This is a genomic window from Streptomyces sp. LZ34, from assembly GCF_053890475.1.
In genome coordinates, this window is sequence record NZ_CM132680.1 from 6,549,999 (window position 1) to 6,570,379 (window position 20,381).

General features: G+C 72.1%; 18 protein-coding genes and 1 tRNA gene. 10 read left to right on the forward strand and 9 right to left on the reverse strand.

All coding sequences use genetic code 11. The features are described 5' to 3' along the window. Window positions 1-86 precede the first annotated feature (86 nt). Window positions 87-575: an ATP-binding protein gene (locus ACWY4P_RS26720; RefSeq protein WP_456202876.1), complete on the forward strand. Its 489-nt coding sequence runs from the start codon at window positions 87-89 to the stop codon at window positions 573-575. Here ACWY4P_RS26720 and pdxR read toward each other — a convergent pair. The 3 genes from pdxR to ACWY4P_RS26735 all read right to left on the reverse strand — a co-directional run bounded on the left by pdxR (window position 541) and on the right by ACWY4P_RS26735 (window position 5,428). Continuing rightward, on the reverse strand, window positions 541-2,202 hold the full coding sequence (gene pdxR, locus ACWY4P_RS26725) for a MocR-like pyridoxine biosynthesis transcription factor PdxR (protein WP_456202877.1): 1,662 nt from the start codon (window positions 2,200-2,202) through the stop codon (window positions 541-543). The genes ACWY4P_RS26720 and pdxR overlap by 35 nt on opposite strands. Window positions 2,203-2,274: 72 nt before the next feature. Next, complete coding sequence (locus ACWY4P_RS26730; protein ID WP_456202878.1) at window positions 2,275-3,771, reverse strand: aminopeptidase P family protein; 1,497 nt, start codon at window positions 3,769-3,771, stop codon at window positions 2,275-2,277. A 142-nt stretch (window positions 3,772-3,913) separates the two neighbouring features. Next, on the reverse strand, window positions 3,914-5,428 hold the full coding sequence (locus tag ACWY4P_RS26735) for a PP2C family protein-serine/threonine phosphatase (protein ID WP_456202879.1): 1,515 nt from the start codon (window positions 5,426-5,428) through the stop codon (window positions 3,914-3,916). 573 nt (window positions 5,429-6,001) lie between these two features. Between ACWY4P_RS26735 and ACWY4P_RS26740 the strand changes: the two genes are divergently transcribed. Further along, window positions 6,002-6,676: a bifunctional DNA primase/polymerase gene (locus ACWY4P_RS26740; RefSeq protein ID WP_456202880.1), complete on the forward strand. Its 675-nt coding sequence runs from the start codon at window positions 6,002-6,004 to the stop codon at window positions 6,674-6,676. 547 nt (window positions 6,677-7,223) lie between these two features. Here ACWY4P_RS26740 and ACWY4P_RS26745 read toward each other — a convergent pair. From ACWY4P_RS26745 to ACWY4P_RS26755, 3 genes are all read right to left on the reverse strand, one after another. Next, a complete protein-coding gene (locus tag ACWY4P_RS26745) occupies window positions 7,224-8,192 on the reverse strand; it encodes a DUF5926 family protein (RefSeq protein ID WP_456202881.1) in 969 nt (322 codons plus the stop codon). A gap of 167 nt (window positions 8,193-8,359) precedes the next feature. Then, on the reverse strand, window positions 8,360-9,004 hold the full coding sequence (locus ACWY4P_RS26750; protein ID WP_456213067.1) for an ATP-binding protein: 645 nt from the start codon (window positions 9,002-9,004) through the stop codon (window positions 8,360-8,362). Window positions 9,005-9,069: 65 nt separating this feature from the next. Next, on the reverse strand, window positions 9,070-9,903 hold the full coding sequence (locus ACWY4P_RS26755; protein WP_456202882.1) for a glycerophosphodiester phosphodiesterase: 834 nt from the start codon (window positions 9,901-9,903) through the stop codon (window positions 9,070-9,072). 216 nt (window positions 9,904-10,119) lie between these two features. Between ACWY4P_RS26755 and ACWY4P_RS26760 the strand changes: the two genes are divergently transcribed. Beyond that, complete coding sequence (locus ACWY4P_RS26760; protein ID WP_456202883.1) at window positions 10,120-11,757, forward strand: trypsin-like peptidase domain-containing protein; 1,638 nt, start codon at window positions 10,120-10,122, stop codon at window positions 11,755-11,757. Between the two features lie 44 nt (window positions 11,758-11,801). Next, window positions 11,802-11,888: transfer RNA gene (locus ACWY4P_RS26765), tRNA-Ser, on the forward strand. Window positions 11,889-12,026: 138 nt separating this feature from the next. Here the strand turns inward: ACWY4P_RS26765 and ACWY4P_RS26770 are convergent. Beyond that, the gene (locus tag ACWY4P_RS26770; RefSeq protein WP_456202884.1) at window positions 12,027-12,623 is read right to left on the reverse strand and encodes a hypothetical protein; all 597 of its coding nucleotides are present in this window, start codon (window positions 12,621-12,623) and stop codon (window positions 12,027-12,029) included. Continuing rightward, window positions 12,620-13,231, reverse strand: a complete 612-nt coding sequence (locus ACWY4P_RS26775; RefSeq protein WP_456202885.1) for an RNA polymerase sigma factor — start codon at window positions 13,229-13,231, stop codon at window positions 12,620-12,622. The genes ACWY4P_RS26770 and ACWY4P_RS26775 overlap by 4 nt, the downstream gene beginning before the upstream one ends. 325 nt (window positions 13,232-13,556) lie before the next feature. On the opposite strand from ACWY4P_RS26775, the gene ACWY4P_RS26780 reads away from it, so the two are divergent. Continuing rightward, window positions 13,557-13,883: a helix-turn-helix domain-containing protein gene (locus ACWY4P_RS26780; RefSeq protein ID WP_456202886.1), complete on the forward strand. Its 327-nt coding sequence runs from the start codon at window positions 13,557-13,559 to the stop codon at window positions 13,881-13,883. 21 nt (window positions 13,884-13,904) lie between these two features. On the opposite strand, the gene ACWY4P_RS26785 is transcribed toward ACWY4P_RS26780, so the two are convergent. After that, window positions 13,905-14,654: a hypothetical protein gene (locus ACWY4P_RS26785; protein WP_456202887.1), complete on the reverse strand. Its 750-nt coding sequence runs from the start codon at window positions 14,652-14,654 to the stop codon at window positions 13,905-13,907. A gap of 696 nt (window positions 14,655-15,350) precedes the next feature. On the opposite strand from ACWY4P_RS26785, the gene ACWY4P_RS26790 reads away from it, so the two are divergent. From ACWY4P_RS26790 to ACWY4P_RS26810, 5 genes are read left to right on the forward strand one after another with little or no spacing between them, the layout of a single operon-like run. Further along, window positions 15,351-16,520 carry an acyl-CoA dehydrogenase family protein gene (locus ACWY4P_RS26790; RefSeq protein WP_456202888.1) on the forward strand — a complete coding sequence of 390 codons (1,170 nt, stop codon included), beginning with the start codon at window positions 15,351-15,353 and terminating at the stop codon, window positions 16,518-16,520. A gap of 56 nt (window positions 16,521-16,576) precedes the next feature. Further along, on the forward strand, window positions 16,577-17,536 hold the full coding sequence (locus ACWY4P_RS26795) for a bifunctional MaoC family dehydratase N-terminal/OB-fold nucleic acid binding domain-containing protein (protein WP_456213068.1): 960 nt from the start codon (window positions 16,577-16,579) through the stop codon (window positions 17,534-17,536). Beyond that, window positions 17,536-18,732, forward strand: a complete 1,197-nt coding sequence (locus tag ACWY4P_RS26800) for an acyl-CoA dehydrogenase family protein (protein WP_456202889.1) — start codon at window positions 17,536-17,538, stop codon at window positions 18,730-18,732. The genes ACWY4P_RS26795 and ACWY4P_RS26800 overlap by 1 nt, the downstream gene beginning before the upstream one ends. After that, window positions 18,729-19,184, forward strand: coding sequence for a MaoC family dehydratase (locus tag ACWY4P_RS26805; protein ID WP_456202890.1), 456 nt, complete (start codon window positions 18,729-18,731; stop codon window positions 19,182-19,184). The genes ACWY4P_RS26800 and ACWY4P_RS26805 overlap by 4 nt, the downstream gene beginning before the upstream one ends. Beyond that, window positions 19,181-20,347 carry a lipid-transfer protein gene (locus ACWY4P_RS26810; RefSeq protein ID WP_456202891.1) on the forward strand — a complete coding sequence of 389 codons (1,167 nt, stop codon included), beginning with the start codon at window positions 19,181-19,183 and terminating at the stop codon, window positions 20,345-20,347. The genes ACWY4P_RS26805 and ACWY4P_RS26810 overlap by 4 nt, the downstream gene beginning before the upstream one ends. Window positions 20,348-20,381: the final 34 nt, after the last annotated feature.

Here is a 20,381-nt window from a genome sequence, read left to right on the forward strand (position 1 = left end):
GCGGAGTCACGTCAATCACACGCTTACGGACCATGGACCCAGGCAATACGTAACGGTATGTCGAGCCGTGGCCGGGAGGCTGGAGTATGAGCATCTGGTGGTCACTCCATCTGCCGCGTGAGGCGGCGAGCGTCCCGCTCGCCCGGCGCCTGCTCCTCGGCACCATGGAGACAGCCGGGGTCGATCCCGAAATCTCTTACGACTTGTCGGTCGCTCTCTCCGAGGCATGCGCCAACGCGGTCGAGCACGGCGGCGGCGCGGACGGCGCGGGTGGGGACTACAGAGTCACGGCCTTCATCGACGGCGACACCTGCCGCATCGAGGTCACCGACTCCGGTCCCGGCTTCCCCCGCCGCCCCGTCACCGCCGGTCCGGGGGACTGGGCCAAGTCCCCGCAGCCCCACCCCGCCGCGAGACAGCCGGCCCCCGCCCAGGCAGAGCACGGGCGAGGGCTCTTTTTGATCGAGGCGCTGACCGACCACGTCCGCTACCGCGACCGTCCGGGGCGCGGCGGTGTGGTGGTCAGCTTCGACAAGGTCCTCAAGTGGCGCGAGGACTCTCTGACGGGGGTGTGACAGCCGCGTCGTCCCTCTCGCCGGGGGGCGCCGTTGCGGCCCTTGTCGTGGCTGTGGTCGTGGTGGTGGCTGTGGTGGTCGTGGTCGCGATCGCGGTGGAGCTGCCGAGGTCGGGTGGGAGCCCGCGGCACAGCGCGTCCAGCGCGCCCGTGAAGGAATGGTCGGGCGGGGTGGCGTAGCCCACGACCAGGCCCTCGCGGGGCGGACCCGCGGCGTCCGGGTGGCGGTATCCGGCCAGGCCCTCGAGGGCGAGGCCCTGCCAGGCGGCGGCCCGGACGGCGGACCGCTCGGTGCCCGGCGGCAGCTCGAGCACTGCGTGCAGCCCCGCCGCCACGCCGCTGACGCGGACGTGGGGGGCGCGCTCGGCGAGGGTGGCGACCAGCTGGTCGCGGCGGCGGCGGTAGCGCTGGCGCATACGGCGGATGTGCCGGTCGTAGCCGCCCGATTCGACGAAGTCGGCGAGGGTCAGCTGATCGAGCGCACTCACCCACGCCTCCCGCTCCCCTTTGGCGGCCAGAACCTCGTCCACGAGGTGGTCGGGCAGCACCATCCAGCCCAGCCGCAGGGCCGGGGACAGGCTCTTGCTGACCGATCCGACATACAGGACATGGTCGGGGTCCAGGCCCTGGACGGCGCCCACGGGCTTGCGGTCGTAGCGGAACTCGCCGTCGTAGTCGTCCTCCAGGACCAGCCCGCCGCGGGCCCGGGCCCAGTCGACGGCGGCCGCCCGGCGCCGCGGGTGCAGCGGCCCGCCGGTGGGGAACTGGTGGGCGGGGGTGAGCAGCACGGTCCGTATGCCCTGGTGCGAGGCCAGCTCCTCGGTGCGGGCGCCGTCCGCGTCCAGGGGCAGCGGCACGGTACGGATCCCCGCGGCGGTGAGCAGCGAGCGGTGGAAGCCGAGGCCGTACGCCTCCACGGCCGCCGTGCCGCGCAGTGCCGCCGTCCCGGCCAGGAGCCGCAGCGCGTGGGCATACCCGGAGCAGATGACGATCCGGCCGGCGTCGGTGCGCACACCGCGGGCACGGGCCAGGTAGTCGGCCAGCGCGCGGCGCAGCTCCGGGCGCCCGTGCGGGTCGCCGGGGCCGAAGGCCTCGTTGGGCGCGGCGGTCAGGGCTCGGCGGGCGGAGGCCAGCCACGCGGCGCGGGGGAAGGAGGCGGCGTCGGGCTGGCCCTGCAACAGATTGTGGACGGGCTCGGGAGAACGCGTGGGAGCGCTCCGAACCCGCCGTACGGGCACGCCTCCGGCCGCTGCGGCGGCGGACGGCGCGCCGAAACCCACGGCCGGGCGGCCCCGCCCCCGGGCGCCGCCCTCTTTTTGAGGCTCGGTTCGCCGGGGCGGAGGCGGCGCGGCGCGGGGCGCGACCCGGGTGCCGGAGCCCTGGCGGGCGGTCAGCCAGCCCTCGGCGACCAGCTCGGCGTAGGCGTCGGCGACGGTGTTCCGCGCCAGGCCGAGGTCGACGGCGAGGGAGCGGTAGGGCGGCAGCCGGGTGCCGGGGGCGAGGCGACCACTCCGGATGGCCTCGCGCAGAGCCCCCATCAGGGCCGCCCGGCGGCTGCCCGCCCTGGCCAGCTCCAGGTGGAGGTCACTGCCGAGGCCCGCTGCCGAACTGACCCACGATTCCGCCATGGAGCCGGACAATACCGCTGGTCACCAGCCGGGTGGCCGGGGGAGAACCGAGCCCTGAAGGAGAATCGAGCCCTAAAGGAGAGAGGCCATCCAGGCCTCGACGTCATCCGCGGTACGCGGCAGGGCGGCCGACAGGTTTCGGTTGCCGTCCTCCGTGACCAGGATGTCGTCCTCGATGCGGACGCCGATGCCCCGGTACTCCTCGGGCACGGTCAGATCGTCGGCCTGGAAGTACAGACCGGGCTCGACCGTGAGGCACATGCCGGGCTCCAGGGTGCCCTCCGCGTACGCCTCCCGGCGGGCCGCGGCGCAGTCGTGGACGTCCATGCCGAGCATGTGGCCGGTGCCGTGCAGCGTCCAGCGGCGCTGCAGGCCCAGCTCCAGGACGCGCTCGACCGGACCCTCGATCAGGCCCCACTCGACCAGCTTCGCGGCGAGGACCCGCTGGGCGGCGTCGTGGAAGTCGAGGTACTTCGCGCCCGGCCTGACCGCCGCGATGCCCGCTTCCTGCGCCTCGTACACCGCGTCGTAGATCTTGCGCTGCAGCGGGGTGAAGCGGCCGCTGACGGGCATCGTGCGGGTCACATCGGCGGTGTAGAGGGTGGGGGTCTCCACGCCCGCGTCCAGGAGCAGCAGCTCCCCGGAGCGGACGGGGCCGTCGTTGCGCACCCAGTGGAGCGTGGTGGCGTGCGGGCCCGCGGCGCAGATGGAGGCGTAGCCGACGTGGTTGCCCTCGACGCGGGCGCGCAGGAAGAAGGTGCCCTCGATGTAGCGCTCGGAGGTGGCCTCGGCCTTGTCGAGGACCTTGACCACGTCCTCGAAGCCGCGCACGGTCGAGTCGACGGCCGCTTGCAGCTGGCCGATCTCGAACTCGTCCTTGACCAGGCGCTGCTCGCTGAGGAACATCCGCAGCTCCTCGTCGCGCTCGCCGGTGACCTTGTCCGTCAGCGCCGCCTCGAGACCGGCGTCGTGGCCGCGCACGATGCGCACCGGGCCGGTCGCGGCCCGCAGCTCGTCGGCGAGTGTGCGGACGTCCTTGGCCGACAGGCCCAGCAACTGCTCGGCCTCGGCGAGGCTGTGGCGGCGGCCGACCCACAGCTCGCCCTGGCCGTCCAGCCAGAACTCGCCGTTCTCGCGGTTGGAGCGGGGCAGCAGGTACACGGTCGCGGTGTGGCCCTCGGCGCCGTCCGGCTCCAGGACCAGGACGCCGTCGTGGGTCTGGTCGCCGGTGAGGTACGCGTACTCCGTGGCGGCGCGGAACCCGTATTCGGTGTCGTTGGAGCGGGTGCGCAGGTTGCCCGCGGGAATGACCAGGCGCTCCCCGGGGAAGCGCGCGGAGAGCGCGGCGCGGCGACGGGCGGTGTACGGCGCCTGCTCGACGGGCTCCAGGTCGCGTAGCTCGGTGTCGGCCCAGCCGGACTTCATGTTCTCGGCGAGCTCATCGGAAACGCCTGCGTAAAGGCTGTTCTTCCGCTGCTTGATGGGCTGCTCCCCGGCCTCTGGGGTCTCCAGGGCCTCGGAAGTGGGCTCCTCGGTCACGTCATCCTCCTCGAACTGGACCGTGTCCATGGTAGGTGGGGGGTATGACAGCCGGGACATGCGGGATCTACCGGGTGATTGCGGTCTATGACTGGTTCCTGGTGATTGGCCGGTTGTCAGTCGGTGTGGCCAGTCTCGGTGTGGCCAGTCTCGGTGTGGCCAATCCTCACTGTCAGTCGAAGTGGGCGACGAGCAGGACGACGTCCTCCGTGCTGTCGTCCGCGTTCGCGCCCTGGCCCGCCTCGCCCCCGGGGAGGACCGTGCGCAGCAGATGGTCCGCGAAGCCGTCCGGATCGCTCCGTACGGCCCTGGGGGCGCTCGCGGCGGCCGTGTGCAGCCGCGCGAAGGCCCGGTCCATGGGCTCTCCCATGCGGTGGAGCAGCCCGTCGCTGTAGAAGAGGAGCGCTTCTCCACGGCCAGGCTCGAGCTCCACGCTGGGCGCTTCCCAGCAGGAGAGCATGCCGAGCGGCGCGGACAGGGCGGTCTCCACGAACTCGGTGCGCCGCTCGCCGGTGATCAGCGGCGGGCAGTGTCCGGCCCCGGCCAGCACCATCCTGCGCGGCAGGGGCTCGTAGTAGGCGAAGAGCGCGGTCGCGGAGCGGGCGGGCTCCGTCAGCCGCAGCAGCAGTTCGAGGTCGGAGAGCACGGCCACCGGATCCTCGCCCTCCATCACGGCGTACGCGCGCAGGGACGCCCGCAGCCGCCCCATCGCGGCGACCGCGCTGGGGCCGGAACCGGTCACCCCGCCGACGGAGAGGCCGAGCGCGCCGTCGGGCAGCGGCAGCGCGTCGTACCAGTCGCCGCCCCCGCGGGGAGCGGCGCGGTGGCGTACGGCGAGGCGGACTCCGGGGATCCGGGGCAGCCGCGTGGGCAGCAGTTCCTCCTGGACGGTCGCGACGGTGGCGCGGGCGCGGGTGAGCTCGACCAGCCGGGCGAGGTGCGCGGCGGCGTAGCGGCAGTACAGGCCCACGAGGTGGCGCTGGCGCTCCGCGGGCTCGGCCGGTTCGTCGTACAGCCACGCCGCCGCGCCCAGCCGCCCAGGGGGTCCGGCGGCCGCACGGGGGCCGCCCCCGGTGCCCTCGGTGCCTTCGGCGCGGGTGCCCCTGCCGGTGCCCGTCCCCGTTCTGGTTCCAGTTCCGGTTCCGGGGTCGGCGAGCGGGTCGAGCGCCACGGCGTAGCTCGCGGAGTAGCCGAGGCGGGCGGCGACTTCGCGGTGGCGCGGGTCGAGATCGGCCTCGCCCGGGATGTCGGGGTGGGCCACGCCGGGCCGGGGCTCGCCGTCCGGCTCGGGCAGCCCGTCCAGGAGGTGGCCGGCGGACGCGGAGCCGCGCGGGATCGTCTCGATATGGCCGAGGTCGGCGCGCCCGAGGCCGAGGCCGACGGTGGTGACCGGGCCGAGCCCGTCGGCCGGTTCCAGCGCGACCAGCCCGCGCCGGGCGCCGACGAGCGAGGCTCCGGCGCGCAGGAGTTCGTGCAGCGCGTCATCCAGCGTGCCCGTAAGGGCGAGTCGCTCGGTGAGTTCGTGGAGGGTGGTCAGGTCCGAGACCCACCCGGCCAGATGGTCCTGGACCGCGGGATCGGGGGCGGGGTTGGGGGTGGGGGGCGGCGTGACGGGGTCGGAAGTCTGCGTGGGGGCGGGGAGGGAAGGATCGATTCCGGCCACTTTCGGCGGGTGGGGCGAGCTCATGGCCCACTGCCTTCGCACGCGGCCTCCGGCTTGCTCAATAGCATCGCAAACCCCCTGTCGTGCTGCGCCGCTACTGTGCCGCTACTGTCTCCAGATGTACACGCACCCGAGAGGCGATGTCCAGCATTGTCCCGGTGGTCTTATTGGTGTCTGTGCGGAATTGAACTTGGCCGAAAAGAGGTCGTTACGTTGCCTATTTAGGGTCGACTGGCGTCAGTCGACAGCGCGTCGTCTCCGCCGCGGCGGGTACACATTCGGAGAAGGGCAGGGGCAGTTGGGACCGCCCCGGAACCCCGTGGCCGGTCCAGGCGTCATAGACGGCAACGGTCGGCGCCCATCCCCGAGTGGCGAGGGAACGCACCACTGAAGACGGCAAGCGCCATGCGCGCGCCACCCCTCGCCACGTTCCACGCTCGGCCTACGGCGTGATGCGCTGCCTTGTACGCGCAGTGACTTGTGATCCACGTGGTGTGACGGGCCGAACGACTTCGGACAGCGCCACGTAGTGCCATGTGAAGTGCCATGTAGTGCGACGGAACAGCCCTCGGCGTTAACGGAAAGGAACGAGCGCTCATGCGCGAGATCCTCGGAAGGCGACGCAAGTTCTCGCTGCGGCGCGGTGCGCGATCGCCGCTGCTCCGTGCGGCCCTCACCTGCGCCACCGAGTGGCAGTGGCCCGTACTCCCCGGCGTGGGTCTGACGCCCGGCGGCGGACGGCCGCGCGAGTGCGGATGCCCTCAGCCGGACTGTGCGGTGCCCGGCGGCCACCCCTTCGACCCCGTGCTCCTCGCGGCGACCACCGACCCGCGCATGGTGCGCTGGTGGTGGACGAACCGCCCGACCGCGCCCGTACTCCTCGCCACCGGAGGGCGCGGCCCGTGCGCGGTGAGCCTGCCCGCGGTCGCCGGGATGCGGGCGCTGGACGCCTTCGATCGTGCCGGCGTGCGGCTCGGCCCCGTGATCGCCACGCCCACCCGCTGGGCCCTTCTGGTGGCCCCGTACTCCCTCGAAGAGCTCGGCGATCTGCTGTACCGCCAGGACTGGGTGCCCAGCTCGCTGCGGTTCCACGGCGAGGGCGGCTATCTGGTGCTGCCCCCCTCGCAGATCGGTGCGGGCGGGGTGCGCTGGGAGCGGGCTCCGCTGCGCCGCGGGGGGCGGCCGTGGCTGCCCGAGGTCGCCACGGTGGTGGACGCGCTGGTCGAGGTGAGCACCAGCGCACCCGACGGCGGCAGCCGGCTCGCCTACTGACGTCTCCTGCGCGGACGCCTCCTGTGCGGAGGCCTCCTGGCTCGCCTGCTGACCCCGTCGCGCCGTACGCACCGTAGGTGCCGTGCGGGGGCCGGTACGGCCCCGAGATGCCCCGCAGAAAGCCGGAGAGGCGGCGAGCGGCGCCGCGTGCGCCGTCCTCGGGGTCCGGTGACCCCGAGGACCTCCGCGGCGCGGAGACGGCCGTGTGTGCCCTCGCGACGTTGGTTGCGGTGGCGAGGGGAAGGGCCCGCCGTCGCGGTGGGCGAGGTCCGCCGAGGCCGCCCGGCACGGGAGTCAACTCACGTCACCGCGGGGGGCGTTGGCCGCCCGCCTCGCTTGCGCGGGCCGCGGACGCGGAGCGGACATGGAAGCGCCCGGTCGCTGGCGACGGGGGATGCACCAGCGACCGGGCTTTTAAAACCGTAACAAGAGATCGGCGGTTCGCAAATTCGATCGCGGATTTCCGGACGCGTAATTGCAGGGCGTAGCGGTGAGTTGTGAGCAGTGTCACGCGTACGGTTCCCCGCATTTGAGCCCGGTATGACCGTCAGCTGAGCGTCACCTGACGGTTGGTGAGTCCGCCGCGTGCCCGCCGCTGTTCGGCGGTCAGCGGGGCGTCGGAGGTCAGCGCCTCGGCGAGCCGCTCCGCGAACGCCTCGGCGGGCTTCTCCGTCTCCTCCGCGCCCATCGCGCCGGGCAGGTCCCATACCGGCACGGTGAGGCCGTGCGCCCGGAAGGAGCCGACCAGCCGGGTGCCCTCGCCGAGCGCGGAGGCGCCCGCGGCGTGCAGCCGCGCGAGGGCGTCGAGCAGCTTCTCCTCCGGGTGGGACATCACCCAGCGCAGGTGGTTCTTCTCCGGCGTCCGACACCAGTACGCGGCCTCGACGCTGGTGAGCCGGGCGGTCGGGATGGCGGCTGCGTTCGCCCGTTCGAGGGATGCGGCGACCTCACCGGTGGCGCTCGCGGCGTCCTCGAGCCAGAACTCGAACCCCTCGTGCAGGGTCGGCGAAAAACCGCCCTTCGGATCGAGCAGATCCTGTAGCCGCGGGCCCTCTCCGGAGACCCGTTCGGCGGCGACCGGCGTCCCCGGCTCGGCGGTCAGGGCGCGCCGCAGGGTGTCGGCCAGGTCGCGGCTGAGGTCGCCGGAGGCGGTGTCGTTCTGCAGGCCGAGCAGAACGGCGCCGTTGTCGCGGCGCAGCGCCGGCCAGGCCATGGGCAACACGGTCGCGAGGGTCACGGACGGGACGTCCTCGGGCAGGCCCTCGGTGAGGTTCAGCTCGACGGTCGCGGCGGGTACGAGCTCGCGCAGCGCGACCCAGTCGCACTCGCCGGGCAGCCCCTCGAAGGGGCGCTGCACCAGCTCGGTGACGGCGTGCGCGGCCTCCCGGCCGTGGCAGGCCTTGTAGCGGCGGCCCGAGCCGCACGGGCAGGGCTCGCGCGCCCCCACCACGGGGATCTCCGCGCTCGGGACCCGCGGTCCGGCCTTCGTCGTCTGGGGGCGGCGCTTCTTGCCCATGGCGTGGCTGTCTCCCGATCGTGCGGCTCGTGGCGTCCTCGTACGGCCGCGTGCGTCTCGTACGGCCGCGGTCGCTCCGCACGGCCCGTACGACTGGTACGGGCGGGAGCCTAGCCCTTTGGCCGTACCCAGTCGGCGAACCCCGTCGGCGAGGCCGACCGCATGCCCTAGGCGAGTTCGTCCAGATCGGCGAAGTCGAGACCGGGGTCGAGATCCCCGTCGAGATCCGGGCCGAGGCCGGGGTTGAGATCGGGGTCGAGGTCGGGATCGAGCTTCGGGAGGAGGGTGACGCGCCTGCTGAATCCGTCATGGGCGGGAAGCGACGCCCATACCGTCACTTCTCCGGTGCCGTCGCGCACCCCCCAGTCCTCGGCGAGCGACCTGATGATGTTGAGCCCGCGGCCGCCACGCGCAGTGATCGAGGGGTTGGCCGGAACCGGCCTTGTCGGCCCGCCGCCGTCGGTCACTTCGACGGTCAGCCGGGCGTACTCATCGACGTGCCAGGCCGCGCGGACGGTCCTGTCACCATGGTCGGAGCCCAGTGGTCGGCCATGCCGCCATGCGTTGCTGAGCAGTTCCGAAAGGATCAGTACCGCATCGTCTATGACCGAATCCGATACCCCAGTCCTGCTCAAACCGTCACGCATCCGGTGCCGTGCCGCACCTACGCCCGCAGGACCATGGGGTACGGCCATGGTCGAAGACGTCGGCACCTGCCGTGCCACCACCAACGCCACCCCCGAGACCTCCTTAGCCCCACGCCAGGGGATGGATGCCCCGCCGGGCTGGAGCAGAAACAGGCCATGTGGCATCTGGTGACGCACTCGTCACGATCGAATACGTACCGAACGCGCCGGTGCACGCCTTGTAATGCCCATTATGAGCGCCCGAGTTGCGACAGTACCTGTTTGGGGCGGTTCGTAATCACCGCGTCGACTCCCAGGTGAGTGCACAGCTCGACGTCGGCCGGGTCGTCGACGGTCCATACGTGCACTCGGTGCCCCGCGCGGTGCAGGCGCGCCACATAGCCGGGGTGATTGCGTACGATCCGGATGCTCGGCCCGGCGATGCGCACCCCGCGCGGCAGCGCGCCGTCCCGGTGGCGCGGCAGCACGAACTGCATCAGATAGACGGTGGGGACCGCGGGCGCCGCCGCGTGCACCCGGTACAGCGAGCGCGCCGAGAAGCTCATGACGCGCACGCGCGAGGGCTCGCCGGGCGGCGGGGAGTCGAGGCCGTAGCGGCGGAGCAGGTCGAGCAGCCGCTGCTCGACCTGGCCGGCCCAGCGGGTCGGGTGCTTGGTCTCGATGGCCAGCTCGACGCGGCGGCCGGCGTCGGCGACGAGCTCCAGGAGCCGTTCCAGGGTGAGGACCGCGGTGTTGTCGCGGCTGTCGCGGTCCGGCTCCTCCTTGTCGCTCGCCTGCCCCTTCCAAGAACCGAAGTCGAGGGCGGCGAGATCGGCCAGCTCGAGCGCGGAGACGGCGCCCCGGCCGTTGGAGGTGCGGTTGACGCGGCGGTCGTGGACGCAGACCAGGTGCCCGTCCGCGGTCATGCGAATGTCGCACTCGAGCGCGTCGGCGCCGTCCTCGATGGCCCGGCGGTACGCGGCCAGGGTGTGCTCGGGAGCGTCCTCGGAGGCGCCGCGGTGGGCCACGACGGAGGGGGTGTGCGGACCGGGGCGGATGTCCCCGTCCGGGCGCGCATAGGTCACCGCGTTATGGTGCCACCGCCCGGCGCGGGGCGTCGCGGGAGGTCCCGCCCGCCGCCACGCGGATTGGCGGCGGTTCGTTTTGTCCGGGATAAAGGGTGGTAGCCCACGGGGTCACCACTCCTTACAGCGGTCTGACGCGCGGTGGGAAAAGCTTACGTCGGACATCCGTAAGCGTGGGCCGCCGAAGAAAACTGTCGTGCACATGAGGAGAGAGCTGTGAGCACCGAGAACGAGGGCGCTGCCGTTCCGCCTGAGGCCGGGTCGCGTCCGGCCCCTCCGGCGCCGCACCCCGACCCCGTCCCCGCGGTGCCCCCGGCGCCCGACTTCAAGCCGGCGGTCGGCGCGGCCCCGGAGGACCCGGAGGGGCCCATAGGCCCGTCGGGGGAGCCGGCGGCGGGCTCCCGCCTGCCAGAGCCCGCGCCCCCGGCCCCCATCCACCCGGCCGGGCCCCCGGCCCCGCCCGCCCCTCCGGCCGCCGCGCCCCCACCCGCCTCGCCTCCGGCGGTCGCGGCCGACGGCGCCCCGGTCGCCTCCGGCGCCGGACACCCCCTCCCCGACCCGGGCGCGGGCTCCGGCGGTACGGCGGCATGGTGGTCCGAAGGCGGCAGCCAGACCGCCCAGGACGGCTCGCAGGGCCCCGAAGGATCGCCAGACCCCTACGGCTCCCCCGGCGGCCCGGACGGCCCGTGGGGGGCCGTTCCCACCCCGCCCGCCGAACCCCCGGCGCGTAAGCGCTCCGGCGGGCTCGTCGCCGCGCTCCTGGCCGCCGTCCTCGTCGCCGGCGGCATCGGCGGCGGTATCGGCTACTGGGCCGCCGACCAGGGGGACAGCAGCGACTCGACCACGATCTCGGCCCTCGGCAACCCGAAGTCGGAGAGCCGTGCGCCCGGCTCCGTGTCCGACATCGCGGGCAAGGCCCTGCCGAGCGTGGTCACCATCGAGGCCCAAGGCAGCAACGGCGAGGGCGGCACCGGCACCGGCTTCGTCTACGACACGCAGGGCCACATCCTCACCAACAACCACGTCGTCGCCTCCGCCGCCGACAACGGCAAACTCACCGCCACCTTCTCCAACGGCAAGCGGTACACCGCCGAGGTCGTCGGCCGGGCCCAGGGCTACGACGTCGCCGTCGTCAAGCTGAAGAACGCCTCGGGCGCCAAGCTCACCCCGCTCCCGCTCGGCAACTCCGACAAGGTCACGGTCGGCGATGCCACCGTCGCCATCGGCGCGCCCTTCGGCCTCTCCGGCACCGTCACCACCGGCATCGTGAGCGCCAAGAACCGCCCGGTCGCCTCCAGCGACGGCGGCGGCGGCAACGCCTCGTACATGAGCGCCCTGCAGACCGACGCCTCCATCAACCCCGGCAACTCCGGCGGCCCGCTGCTGAACGGGGACGGCGGCGTCATCGGCATCAACTCCGCCATCCAGTCCGCGGGCAACGGCGGCGGCCTCGGCGGCGAGACCCAGCAGTCCGGCAGCATCGGCCTCGGCTTCGCCATCCCCATCAACCAGGCCAAGAACGTCGCCCAGCAGCTGATCAGGACCGGCGAGCCGGTCTACCCGGTGATCGAGGCCACGGTCAACATGAAAGACACCGGCAACGGCGCCACCATCGCGAGCAACGGCGCCGGCGGCAGCCAGGCGGTCGTCCCCGGCGGCCCCGCCGACAAGGCGGGCCTGAAGGCAGGCGACGTCATCGTCAAGCTGAACGACACGGTGGTCGACAGCGGTCCGACCCTGATCAGCGAGATCTGGACCCACAAGCCGGGCGACAAGGTCACCATCACCTACAAGCGTGACGGCAAACAGTCCACGACCCAGGTCACCCTGGGACAGCGCAAGGGTGACAGTTGACGCGCTAGGCTGATCCCCGCGTCGCCCCGGGTGGCCCGGCGCGAGGAGGCTTGCCCGAGCGGCCTAAGGGAACGGTCTTGAAAACCGTCGTGGCAGCGATGTCACCGAGGGTTCAAATCCCTCAGCCTCCGCCCAGGTGAGAGAACGAGCAGGTCAGAAGGGGCGCCCCCGGATTGGGGGCGCCCCTTCTGCGTGCACCTCGTCTCACCCTGTCTCGCCCGACTGGTCCGGCGGAGTCCGCGGGAGATGCCCGCGGCTCCGCCCATGGGTCAGGCGTGCGCGTCCGGACCGCCGCCTATCCCCGGCACGCTGCACTTCGGGACCTTCGACACCAGCCGGAACGACACCGCCTTGGTCGAGTTGTCCTTGCCGAACTCCGCCACGATGAGCAGCGTCGCGCCGGCGACCCGCCGGCCGTCCGGCAAGACGGTGTCGTCCGGGATCATCTCCGGGTGGATGAGGGCCTTCCCGGGGGCGGACGGGAACGTCATCGCGTAGCCCGCGGTGGCCCAGGGGGCATGGGGCGGCGCGCCCGTGGGGCAGTTCTCGTCTCCCTCCAGGGCAGCCGCCCGCACGCCCATCTTCGTCAGCTGCTTCTGCAGGCCGGGCAGGCCCTCGGGGCGGTTCAGGTGCAGGATCAGGGAGCCGTCGTCCTGCTTGGTCACGGCGTACGCGGGCGAGGTGCCCGAGCCGCTCAGCGTCGGCACGACCACCGCCGCGGCCGCGGCGGTCGCCACCGTCGCGATCGCGAGCGGGAGGCGAAGGCGGCGGGCCGGGGCCCGGGTGGCCGGGACGGGGGCCGGGGCGGTGGCCATGGCCGACAGCTCCGACGCCAGGCGCTGCTTGAATTGGGTGGGCGTGCTCATGAGGCAACCTCCAAGGCGTGTTCGGTGCGTTCGGTGACGGACGGGCGTTCGGCGCGCAGCGCGCGCTTCGCGCGGTGCAGGCGGACCCGCACCGTCGCCTGGTTGAGCCCGAGGGCCTGGGCGGCCTCGCGCGGGGTGAGGCCGTCGACGGCCACCAGATCGAGGACCTCGCGCAGCGGCTCGCTCAGCGCGCTGTGCCGCTCGACCAACTCGCGCGCCGCCCGCTGCGCGTCGATTCGCTCCTCCAGAGCGGCGATGTCCTCCGCGTCCAGCATCCGGCGCCCGTTCAGCCGGGCCACCGCGTGCTGCTCGCGGGCGCTGCCCCGGTAGTGGGAGGCCAGGACGTTGCGGGCGATGCCGTACAACCAGGCGGTGGGCGCCCCACGCTTGGGGTTGTACTGGTCGGCGGCCTCCAGCGCGGCGACGAAGATGTCGGCGGTGAGGTCCGCGGCCACCTGGGGACAGGCCGTGCGCCGGGTCACGAAGCCGAGGACGGCGTCGAAGTTCTCCTCGTAGAACGCCGCGTACCCGGCGGCGTCCGGCCGCGGCGGCGCGGCCCGGCTCGCGTGTCGTTCGGGCGCTGTGGCCCGTTCGGGTATCAAGGGCACCCGTTCCTCCAAGGTGGTCGGTGGTCCCTTCACCCGCTACTTGGCCAGGCGGCGGCCAACCGTTTCATCGGTGGCGTCGCTCGTGTAACCGACGGGGCTGCGGCCTGTGTGCGTGGCTGGGACGCCCGCTCCCACGATCTGGCCGAAAACGTGCGGTGCCTACCGTCGTTGCAGGTCACAGCCCCGAAATGGGGTGCGGTCCGTTGGCTCCTCGCGTAATTGAGCCGAAAGTGGGCTTTTAGTTGAAGCTAAAGGTGGGATCCTGACATGGTGAAGTGAGCAGTGAAGCCAGGATGCCGACCCGCGCAGTTTGGAGTGATGCATCTTGCCGTGGAAGAGCAAAGGTCTGAACGCGGAGGCCGCCGACGCCGCCGGTGCACGGCTGGCCCGGCAGGCCACCGTGGAGGTGGCCGGGATGTTGGGCAAGCGGGACATGAGCCGGGCTGACCTCGCCAGGCTGATGGGCGTGAGCCCGGGCCGGGTGAGTCAGATCCTCTCCGGTGACGAGAATCTGACGCTGCGCAGCCTCGCCGCTGTGGCAGAGGCGCTTGAACTCGACGTGAGAATCAGCTTCGTGGAGCCCAAGGCCGTCCCGCAGGACGCGACCACGATCCGGCACGACGGTTCCGACGCGTTCGTCTGCACCCATTGAAGAGGGGCGGGGACGGGCTCGTCACGGATGTGGCGCAGGGGCCTCGGCGAGCGGTTCGACGGCCATCGCCGTCTGCCGGATCCGCATGAGGTCCCTGTCGCCGCTGCGCTTCCCGTGCTTGTAGCCGAATTCGAGCATCTGCACACAGGCTTCCTTGGCCTTGGCCAGGGCCTGTCGGCAGTCCTCCGCCTCTTCTTTCGTCCGGCTGTGCAGCTCTTTGGGGAAGTCCTGCAACTCTCGCTGCCGTCGGCACGCCTCGACGTCGGCCTCGACCTTCGCGGCCTCGTTCAGTAGCTCTTCCACGTCTCCGTACAGCCCGTCGATGGCCGCCTTGTCCTTGGCCTGCAGGGCACAGCCGCGCAGCTGCGCGCGGGCGTCGAAGGCGAACATGCGCAGCTGCGCCACATCCTCGAAATCCCTGACCATCCGGTGGCAGCGGCAGTACATGTCATGGGCGAGCCGCCGCTCCAGGTGGCCGAGCAGCACGGCGATCCCCAAGGTGATCACGGCGACGAAGGGCGGGGTGGACTGCTGGTTCTGCTGCTGGCGGACCCGCGGGGCCAGCGCGCCCCCGGCGGCGGCCGCGGCCACGGCGGGCGGTACGTCGGCGGCGTGCGGCAGCAGGAGCGTGATGGTGATCAGCGCCGCGGCGCAGGTGCAGGCCATGATCGTGCCGCACAGCGCCATCGACCGCGTGGTCCCCAGCAGGCGGCCCTTCTCGGCGAACCGGTACACCAGCGAGATCCAGGTGACCAGCGCGCAGAGCCCCATGGGTAACACGAAGTGTGCGAACCACCCCTGTGCATAGAGCTCGTACACTGCTCCCCCTGGTCCCGCCGTGGTGCTGCCGTCCCGGATACCGAGCGTCCGGTCATAGGGGAGAGCGGGAAACCGGATTCACTGTCCGCCTGGGTGCGGAAGCGCCGACCAGTGGCCGTGCCATCCCCTCACGGAGCGTCTCGTCGCGCTCTCACGATAGTCCCACTGAAACGCGTAGCGCACAGGTCACTTTCTGTACAACTTTGGATCGTGGCGGCGGTGTCGCAGCCGGTGGTGGCCGAAAGTGAGTGGAAACGGTTCTCTGTTCCTCTCTCCGTTCGCCTCCCCCGTGGCGTCTTCGCGGACCGGGAGCCCTTTTCAAACGCTCCGCGCGCCCTCACTCCGCGCACCGCACCCGCGCGCCTCAATCATGCTTGCGTGGTAATGAGCCGGGTTGTGTGGTTCGCCGGGGATTGGCTGGGCAACTCTGCTTGCGCGTCTCTCCAACTCTCGTCGACCGCGGAGGAAGTGATTCATTGATTCCAGGGGACGGGTGAGGTCATACGGCCGTGCGGCGGTACTGGGGTGCCGCCGCACGGCCTTGCCCGCGGCCACACGACCTTGACAGCGCCGAATTATCTGACGGATAGTCAGAAAGCTTTCGGCCCGGACGTGCGACGCCGTCGAGCGAAGGGGAGACCGCTGCCCATGCACCTCGCCCCCACCCCCCGCCAGCGGCGGCTGCGCGAGGAACTCCGCGGCTACTTCCGCGAGCTGATCACCTCCGAGACGCGCGCCGCGCTGCCGGATGACCAGGCCCGGCAGCGGCAGCTGCTGCGGCGCATCGGCGCCGACGGTCTGCTGGGGCTCGGCTGGCCCGTCGAGTACGGCGGCCAAGGGCGCGGCCCCGACGAGCAGTTCGTCTTCTTCGACGAGGCGTACCGGGCAGGCGCGCCGGTCTCCATGGTCACGCTCAACACCGTCGGCCCGACCCTGATGAAGTACGGCACCGAGGAGCAGAAACAGGCCTTTCTGCCGCGCATCCTCAGCGGCGAAGTCGTCTTCGCCATCGGCTACTCGGAGCCGGAGGCCGGTACGGACCTCGCTTCTCTACGCACCAGAGCCGTGCGGGACGGCGACGACTGGCTGATCGACGGCGCCAAGACCTTCACCAGCAACGCGCACAACGCCGACTGGATCTGGCTGGCCTGCCGCACCGACCCGGCGGCCCGCAAACACGAAGGCATCTCCATCATCCTGGTGCCGACCGACACCCCCGGTTTCTCCTGGACGCCGATCGAGACGGTGGCGGGGCTGACCACCACGGCGACGTACTACGACTCGGTCCGCGTCCCGGCAGACCATCTCGTCGGCGAGGAGAACGGCGGCTGGGGACTGATCACCAACCAGCTCAACCACGAGCGGGTCGCGCTCGCCGCCATCGGTATGCAGGCCGAGGACTTCTACGAGGCGGCGCTCGCCCAGGCCTGTACGCCGGATCCGCAGACCGGCGTACGCCTCGCCGACCGGCCCTGGGTACGGTCCCGGCTCGCGGAGGCGCATGCCCGGCTGGCGGCCACCCGGCTGCTCAACTGGCGGCTGGTGGGGGATGTGGGGGCGGGGACGCTGAGCCCGGGCGATGCGAGCGGGGTCAAGTTCGCGGGAACCGAAAGCGCCGTCGAGGTGTACAGGATGTGTCAGGAGATTGTGGGGGAAGCGGGGCTGATCCGGGCGGGATCGCCGGGCGCGTTCGGCGACGGCGAGCTCGAGCGGATGAACCGGGCCGCGCAGATCAACACCTTCGGGGGCGGTGCGAGTGAGGTACAGCGGGAAATCGTGGCCACGATGCGGCTCGGCATGCGGCGGGGGCAGCGATGACCGGTGAGCGGACGGTCGGTGAGCGGACGGTCGGTGAGCGGACGGTCGGTGAGCGGATGGCTGGTGGTGAATCCGTCGGCCACGACTTTTACGGGCGGCTCAGGGCGTACGAGGGCCGGTCGGCCGCGGCCGGGGGCGAGGGCAAGGACCCGGTCAACGAGCCGATGATCAGGCACTGGTGCGAGGCGATGGGCGACACCAACCCCGCCTATCCGGCCATCGCACCGCCGACGATGCTGCAGGTGTGGACGATGGGCGGGCTGTCCGGCCATGCGGGCGGCTCGGCCCGCTCCGAGGCGTACGACGAGTTGCTGGCCCTCCTTGATGGCGCGGGCTGCACCTCGGTCGTCGCCACGGACTGCGAGCAGGAGTATCTGCGCTCCTTGCGGCCGGGCGATCGGGTCACCTTCGACGCGGTGATCGAGTCGGTCTCGCCGCGCAAGACCACCAAGCTGGGCTCCGGCCACTTCGTCACGACGCGTATGGACATCCGGGCGGGCGGGGAGCTGGTCGGCAGACACCGCTTCCGCATCCTCAAGTACGCCCCGGCGCGGCGGACATCGGAGACGAAGAAGCAGACCTCGGAGGGGAAGGAGCGGACGGCGGAGGCCAAGGAGGCGAGGCGGCCGCGCCCCGTGATCAACCGTGACAACGCCGGCTTCTGGGCGGGGGTCGCCGAGCACAGACTGCTCATCCAGCGCTGCACAGGCTGCGGGACGCTCCGTTTCCCCTGGCTCCCCGGGTGCGGTGCGTGCGGCTGCCAGGGGTGGGAGACGGTCGAGGCGTCCGGCGCCGGGACGGTGTTCAGCTATGTCGTCATGCACCACCCGCCGTTCCCGGCCTTCGACCCTCCGTACGCCGTAGGTCTGATCGAGCTCGCGGAAGGGGTGCGGATGATCAGCAACATCACGGGGGTGCCGTACGACAAGGTCCGCATCGGCATGCCTGTCGAGCTGGAGTTCCTGCGCGTGGACGCCGACCTGGAGCTTCCCGTCTTCCGAGGGGCGGTGGCCTGATGGACTTCTCGCCCACCGTGGAGCAGCGAGCCGCGCGCGAGCTGGCGGCGGAGATCTTCGGCGATCTGTCCACCCACGAGCGGCTGTCCGCCCTCGGCACCGGCACGGACGCCGAGCTGTGGAAGGCGCTGTGCGCCGCGGGGCTGCCGGCCGCCGTGGAGGAGATCGGCCTGGTCGGGCTCGTTCTGCTGCTGGAGGAGCAGGGCAGGACCACGGCCCAGGTGCCGCTCGCGGTGACATGTGCGTACGGAGTGCTGTCGGTGGCCGTCCATGGCACGGCGGAGCAGCGAGACCGACTGCTGCCCGCGCTGCGGGAGGGCACCGCGGTCGCGACGGGCGCGTTCGGCTCGGGGGCGGCCACCGCTCGCCGGACGGCGGACGGATGGCGGCTGAGCGGCGCCTTCCCGGTCGTGCCCTGGCTCCGGGCGGCGACGCACGTCCTGGTGCCGGCCCATGTCCTGGTGCCGGGCCATGAGGCGAAGGCGGGCCGCGCGGGCCCTGCGGGGTCACGGGCGGAGCCGCGCTGCTTCCTGGTCGAGCTCAACGCCGCCGGGGCTGAGGCCGCCGGGGCCGGGCCCGCCGGGGCCGATGCCGGCGGGACTGATGCCGGCGGGACTGAGGCTGGCGGGGCCGATGCGGACGGGACCAAAGCTGCCCTGACCGAAGCCGTTGAGACCACCGCGCCGTGGGCGGCGGGTCGGCTGACCCTGGATGATGTGTCCGCCGAGCCGCTCGGCGGCGAGGGGACCCATGCCGATGTGCTCGGCCGGGCCCGCACCGCGTTCGCCGGGTTGCAGGCCGGGGTCTGCCGGGGTTCGCTCGACCGGGTGGTCCACCACACCTCGGTCCGCGAGCAGTTCGGCCGCCCGCTGTCCACCCATCAGGGCGTGCTGATGCGCGCGGCGGACGCGCATATGGACACCGAGGCCATCCGGGTCACGGCGTACGAGGCGGCCTGGCGCTATGACCAGGCCTTGCCCGCCGCCACTCATGCGCTCACCACGGCCTGGTGGGCCTGTGAGGCGGGCAAGCGGGTGGTGCACTCGGGCCAGCATCTGCACGGCGGCATCGGCGCCGATGTGGAGCACCCGGTCCACCGGCACTTTCTGTGGGGCCGGCAGCTGGACGCGTATCTCGGACCGGCGCCCGGGCTCCTGGCCGAGTTGGGTGATGAGCTGACGGAGGTGGCCGGATGACGGTCCGGGCCGGCGACGAGCTGCCGCCGCTGCGTATTCCGATCACCCGGACCCTCATCGTCTCCGGTGCGCTCGCTTCCCGCGACTACCAGGATGTTCATCACGACGCCGAGGCGGCCAAGGAGAAGGGCTCCCCGGACATCTTTATGAACATCCTGACCACCAACGGTCTGGTCGGCCGGTACATCACCGATCACTTCGGGCCGCACGCCCGGCTCCAGAAGGTCGCGATCCGGCTCGGCGCACCCAACTACCCCGGTGACGAAATGGTGCTGACCGGGCAGGTCACGGCGGTCACTGATGGCACCGCGGAGGTCTCGGTGACGGGGCGCAACGCCATTGGGAACCATGTGATGGGCAAGGTCACCGTGCGGCTCTCCCCGGATTTCGCGCCCAGCGAGGCGGACTCCCCCCACCGCGAGACGTACTTCCCGCAGGGGGAGGCCCGATGAGCGTCCGCGGAGCCGACACGCTCGGCGGCCGGGCGGCCGTGGTGGGCATCGGGGCCACGGAGTTCTCCAAGGACTCCGGCCGCAGCGAGCTGAAACTGGCCGTCGAGGCCGTGCAGGCCGCCCTGGAAGACGCCGGGCTCACCCCCGCCGACGTCGACGGACTGGTCACCTTCACCATGGACACCAGCCCCGAGATCACCGTGGCGCAGGCGTGCGGCATCGGTGAGCTCTCGTTCTTCTCCCGCGTCCACTACGGCGGGGGAGCCGCCTGCGCCACCGTCCAGCAGGCCGCGCTCGCCGTGGCCACGGGCGTCGCCGACGTCGTGGTCTGTTACCGCGCGTTCAATGAGCGCTCCGGCCGCCGCTTCGGGTCCGGGGTGCTGCACCGCGAGCCGTCCGCCGAAGGCACCGCGCTCGGCTGGTCGCTGCCCTTCGGCCTGCTGACCCCCGCCTCCTGGGTCGCCATGGCCGCGCAGCGCTATCTCCACAGCTACGGCCTGGTTCCGGACGTCTTCGGCCATGTGGCCGTCATGGACCGCCGCAACGCCGCCACCAACCCGGCCGCGTACTTCTACGGCAAGCCGATCACCCTCGCCGACCACGCCGCCTCCCGTTGGATCGTCGAGCCGCTGCGGTTGCTGGACTGCTGCCAGGAGACGGACGGCGGCCAGGCCCTCGTGGTCACCAGCGTCGAGCGGGCGCGCGATCTGCCGCGTCCGCCCGCCGTGATCACTGCCGCGGCGCAGGGCGCGGGCCGCGGGCAGGAGCAGATGACGAGCTTCTACCGGGACGATCTGACCGGCCTGGCCGAGATGGGGGTGGTCGCGCGCCAGCTGTGGCGCAGCAGCGGACTGACCCCCGACGACATCGACGTGGGCATCCTCTACGACCACTTCACCCCGTTTGTGCTGATGCAGCTGGAGGAGTTCGGCTTCTGCGGGCGGGGTGAGGCCCCCGGCTTCGTCGCAGCCGGCGCGCTGCCGCTCAACACGCATGGCGGCCAGCTCGGGGAGGCGTATCTGCACGGGATGAACGGGATAGCCGAAGCGGTCCGCCAGATACGCGGCACCTCCGTGAACCAGGTCCCGCACGCGGCCCGCGTCCTGGTCACGGCGGGCACCGGGGTACCGACATCCGGGCTGCTCATCGGGGCAGACGGCTGAACCGCGCGCGTGTCTGCGGGCCCGGTCCCCCCAC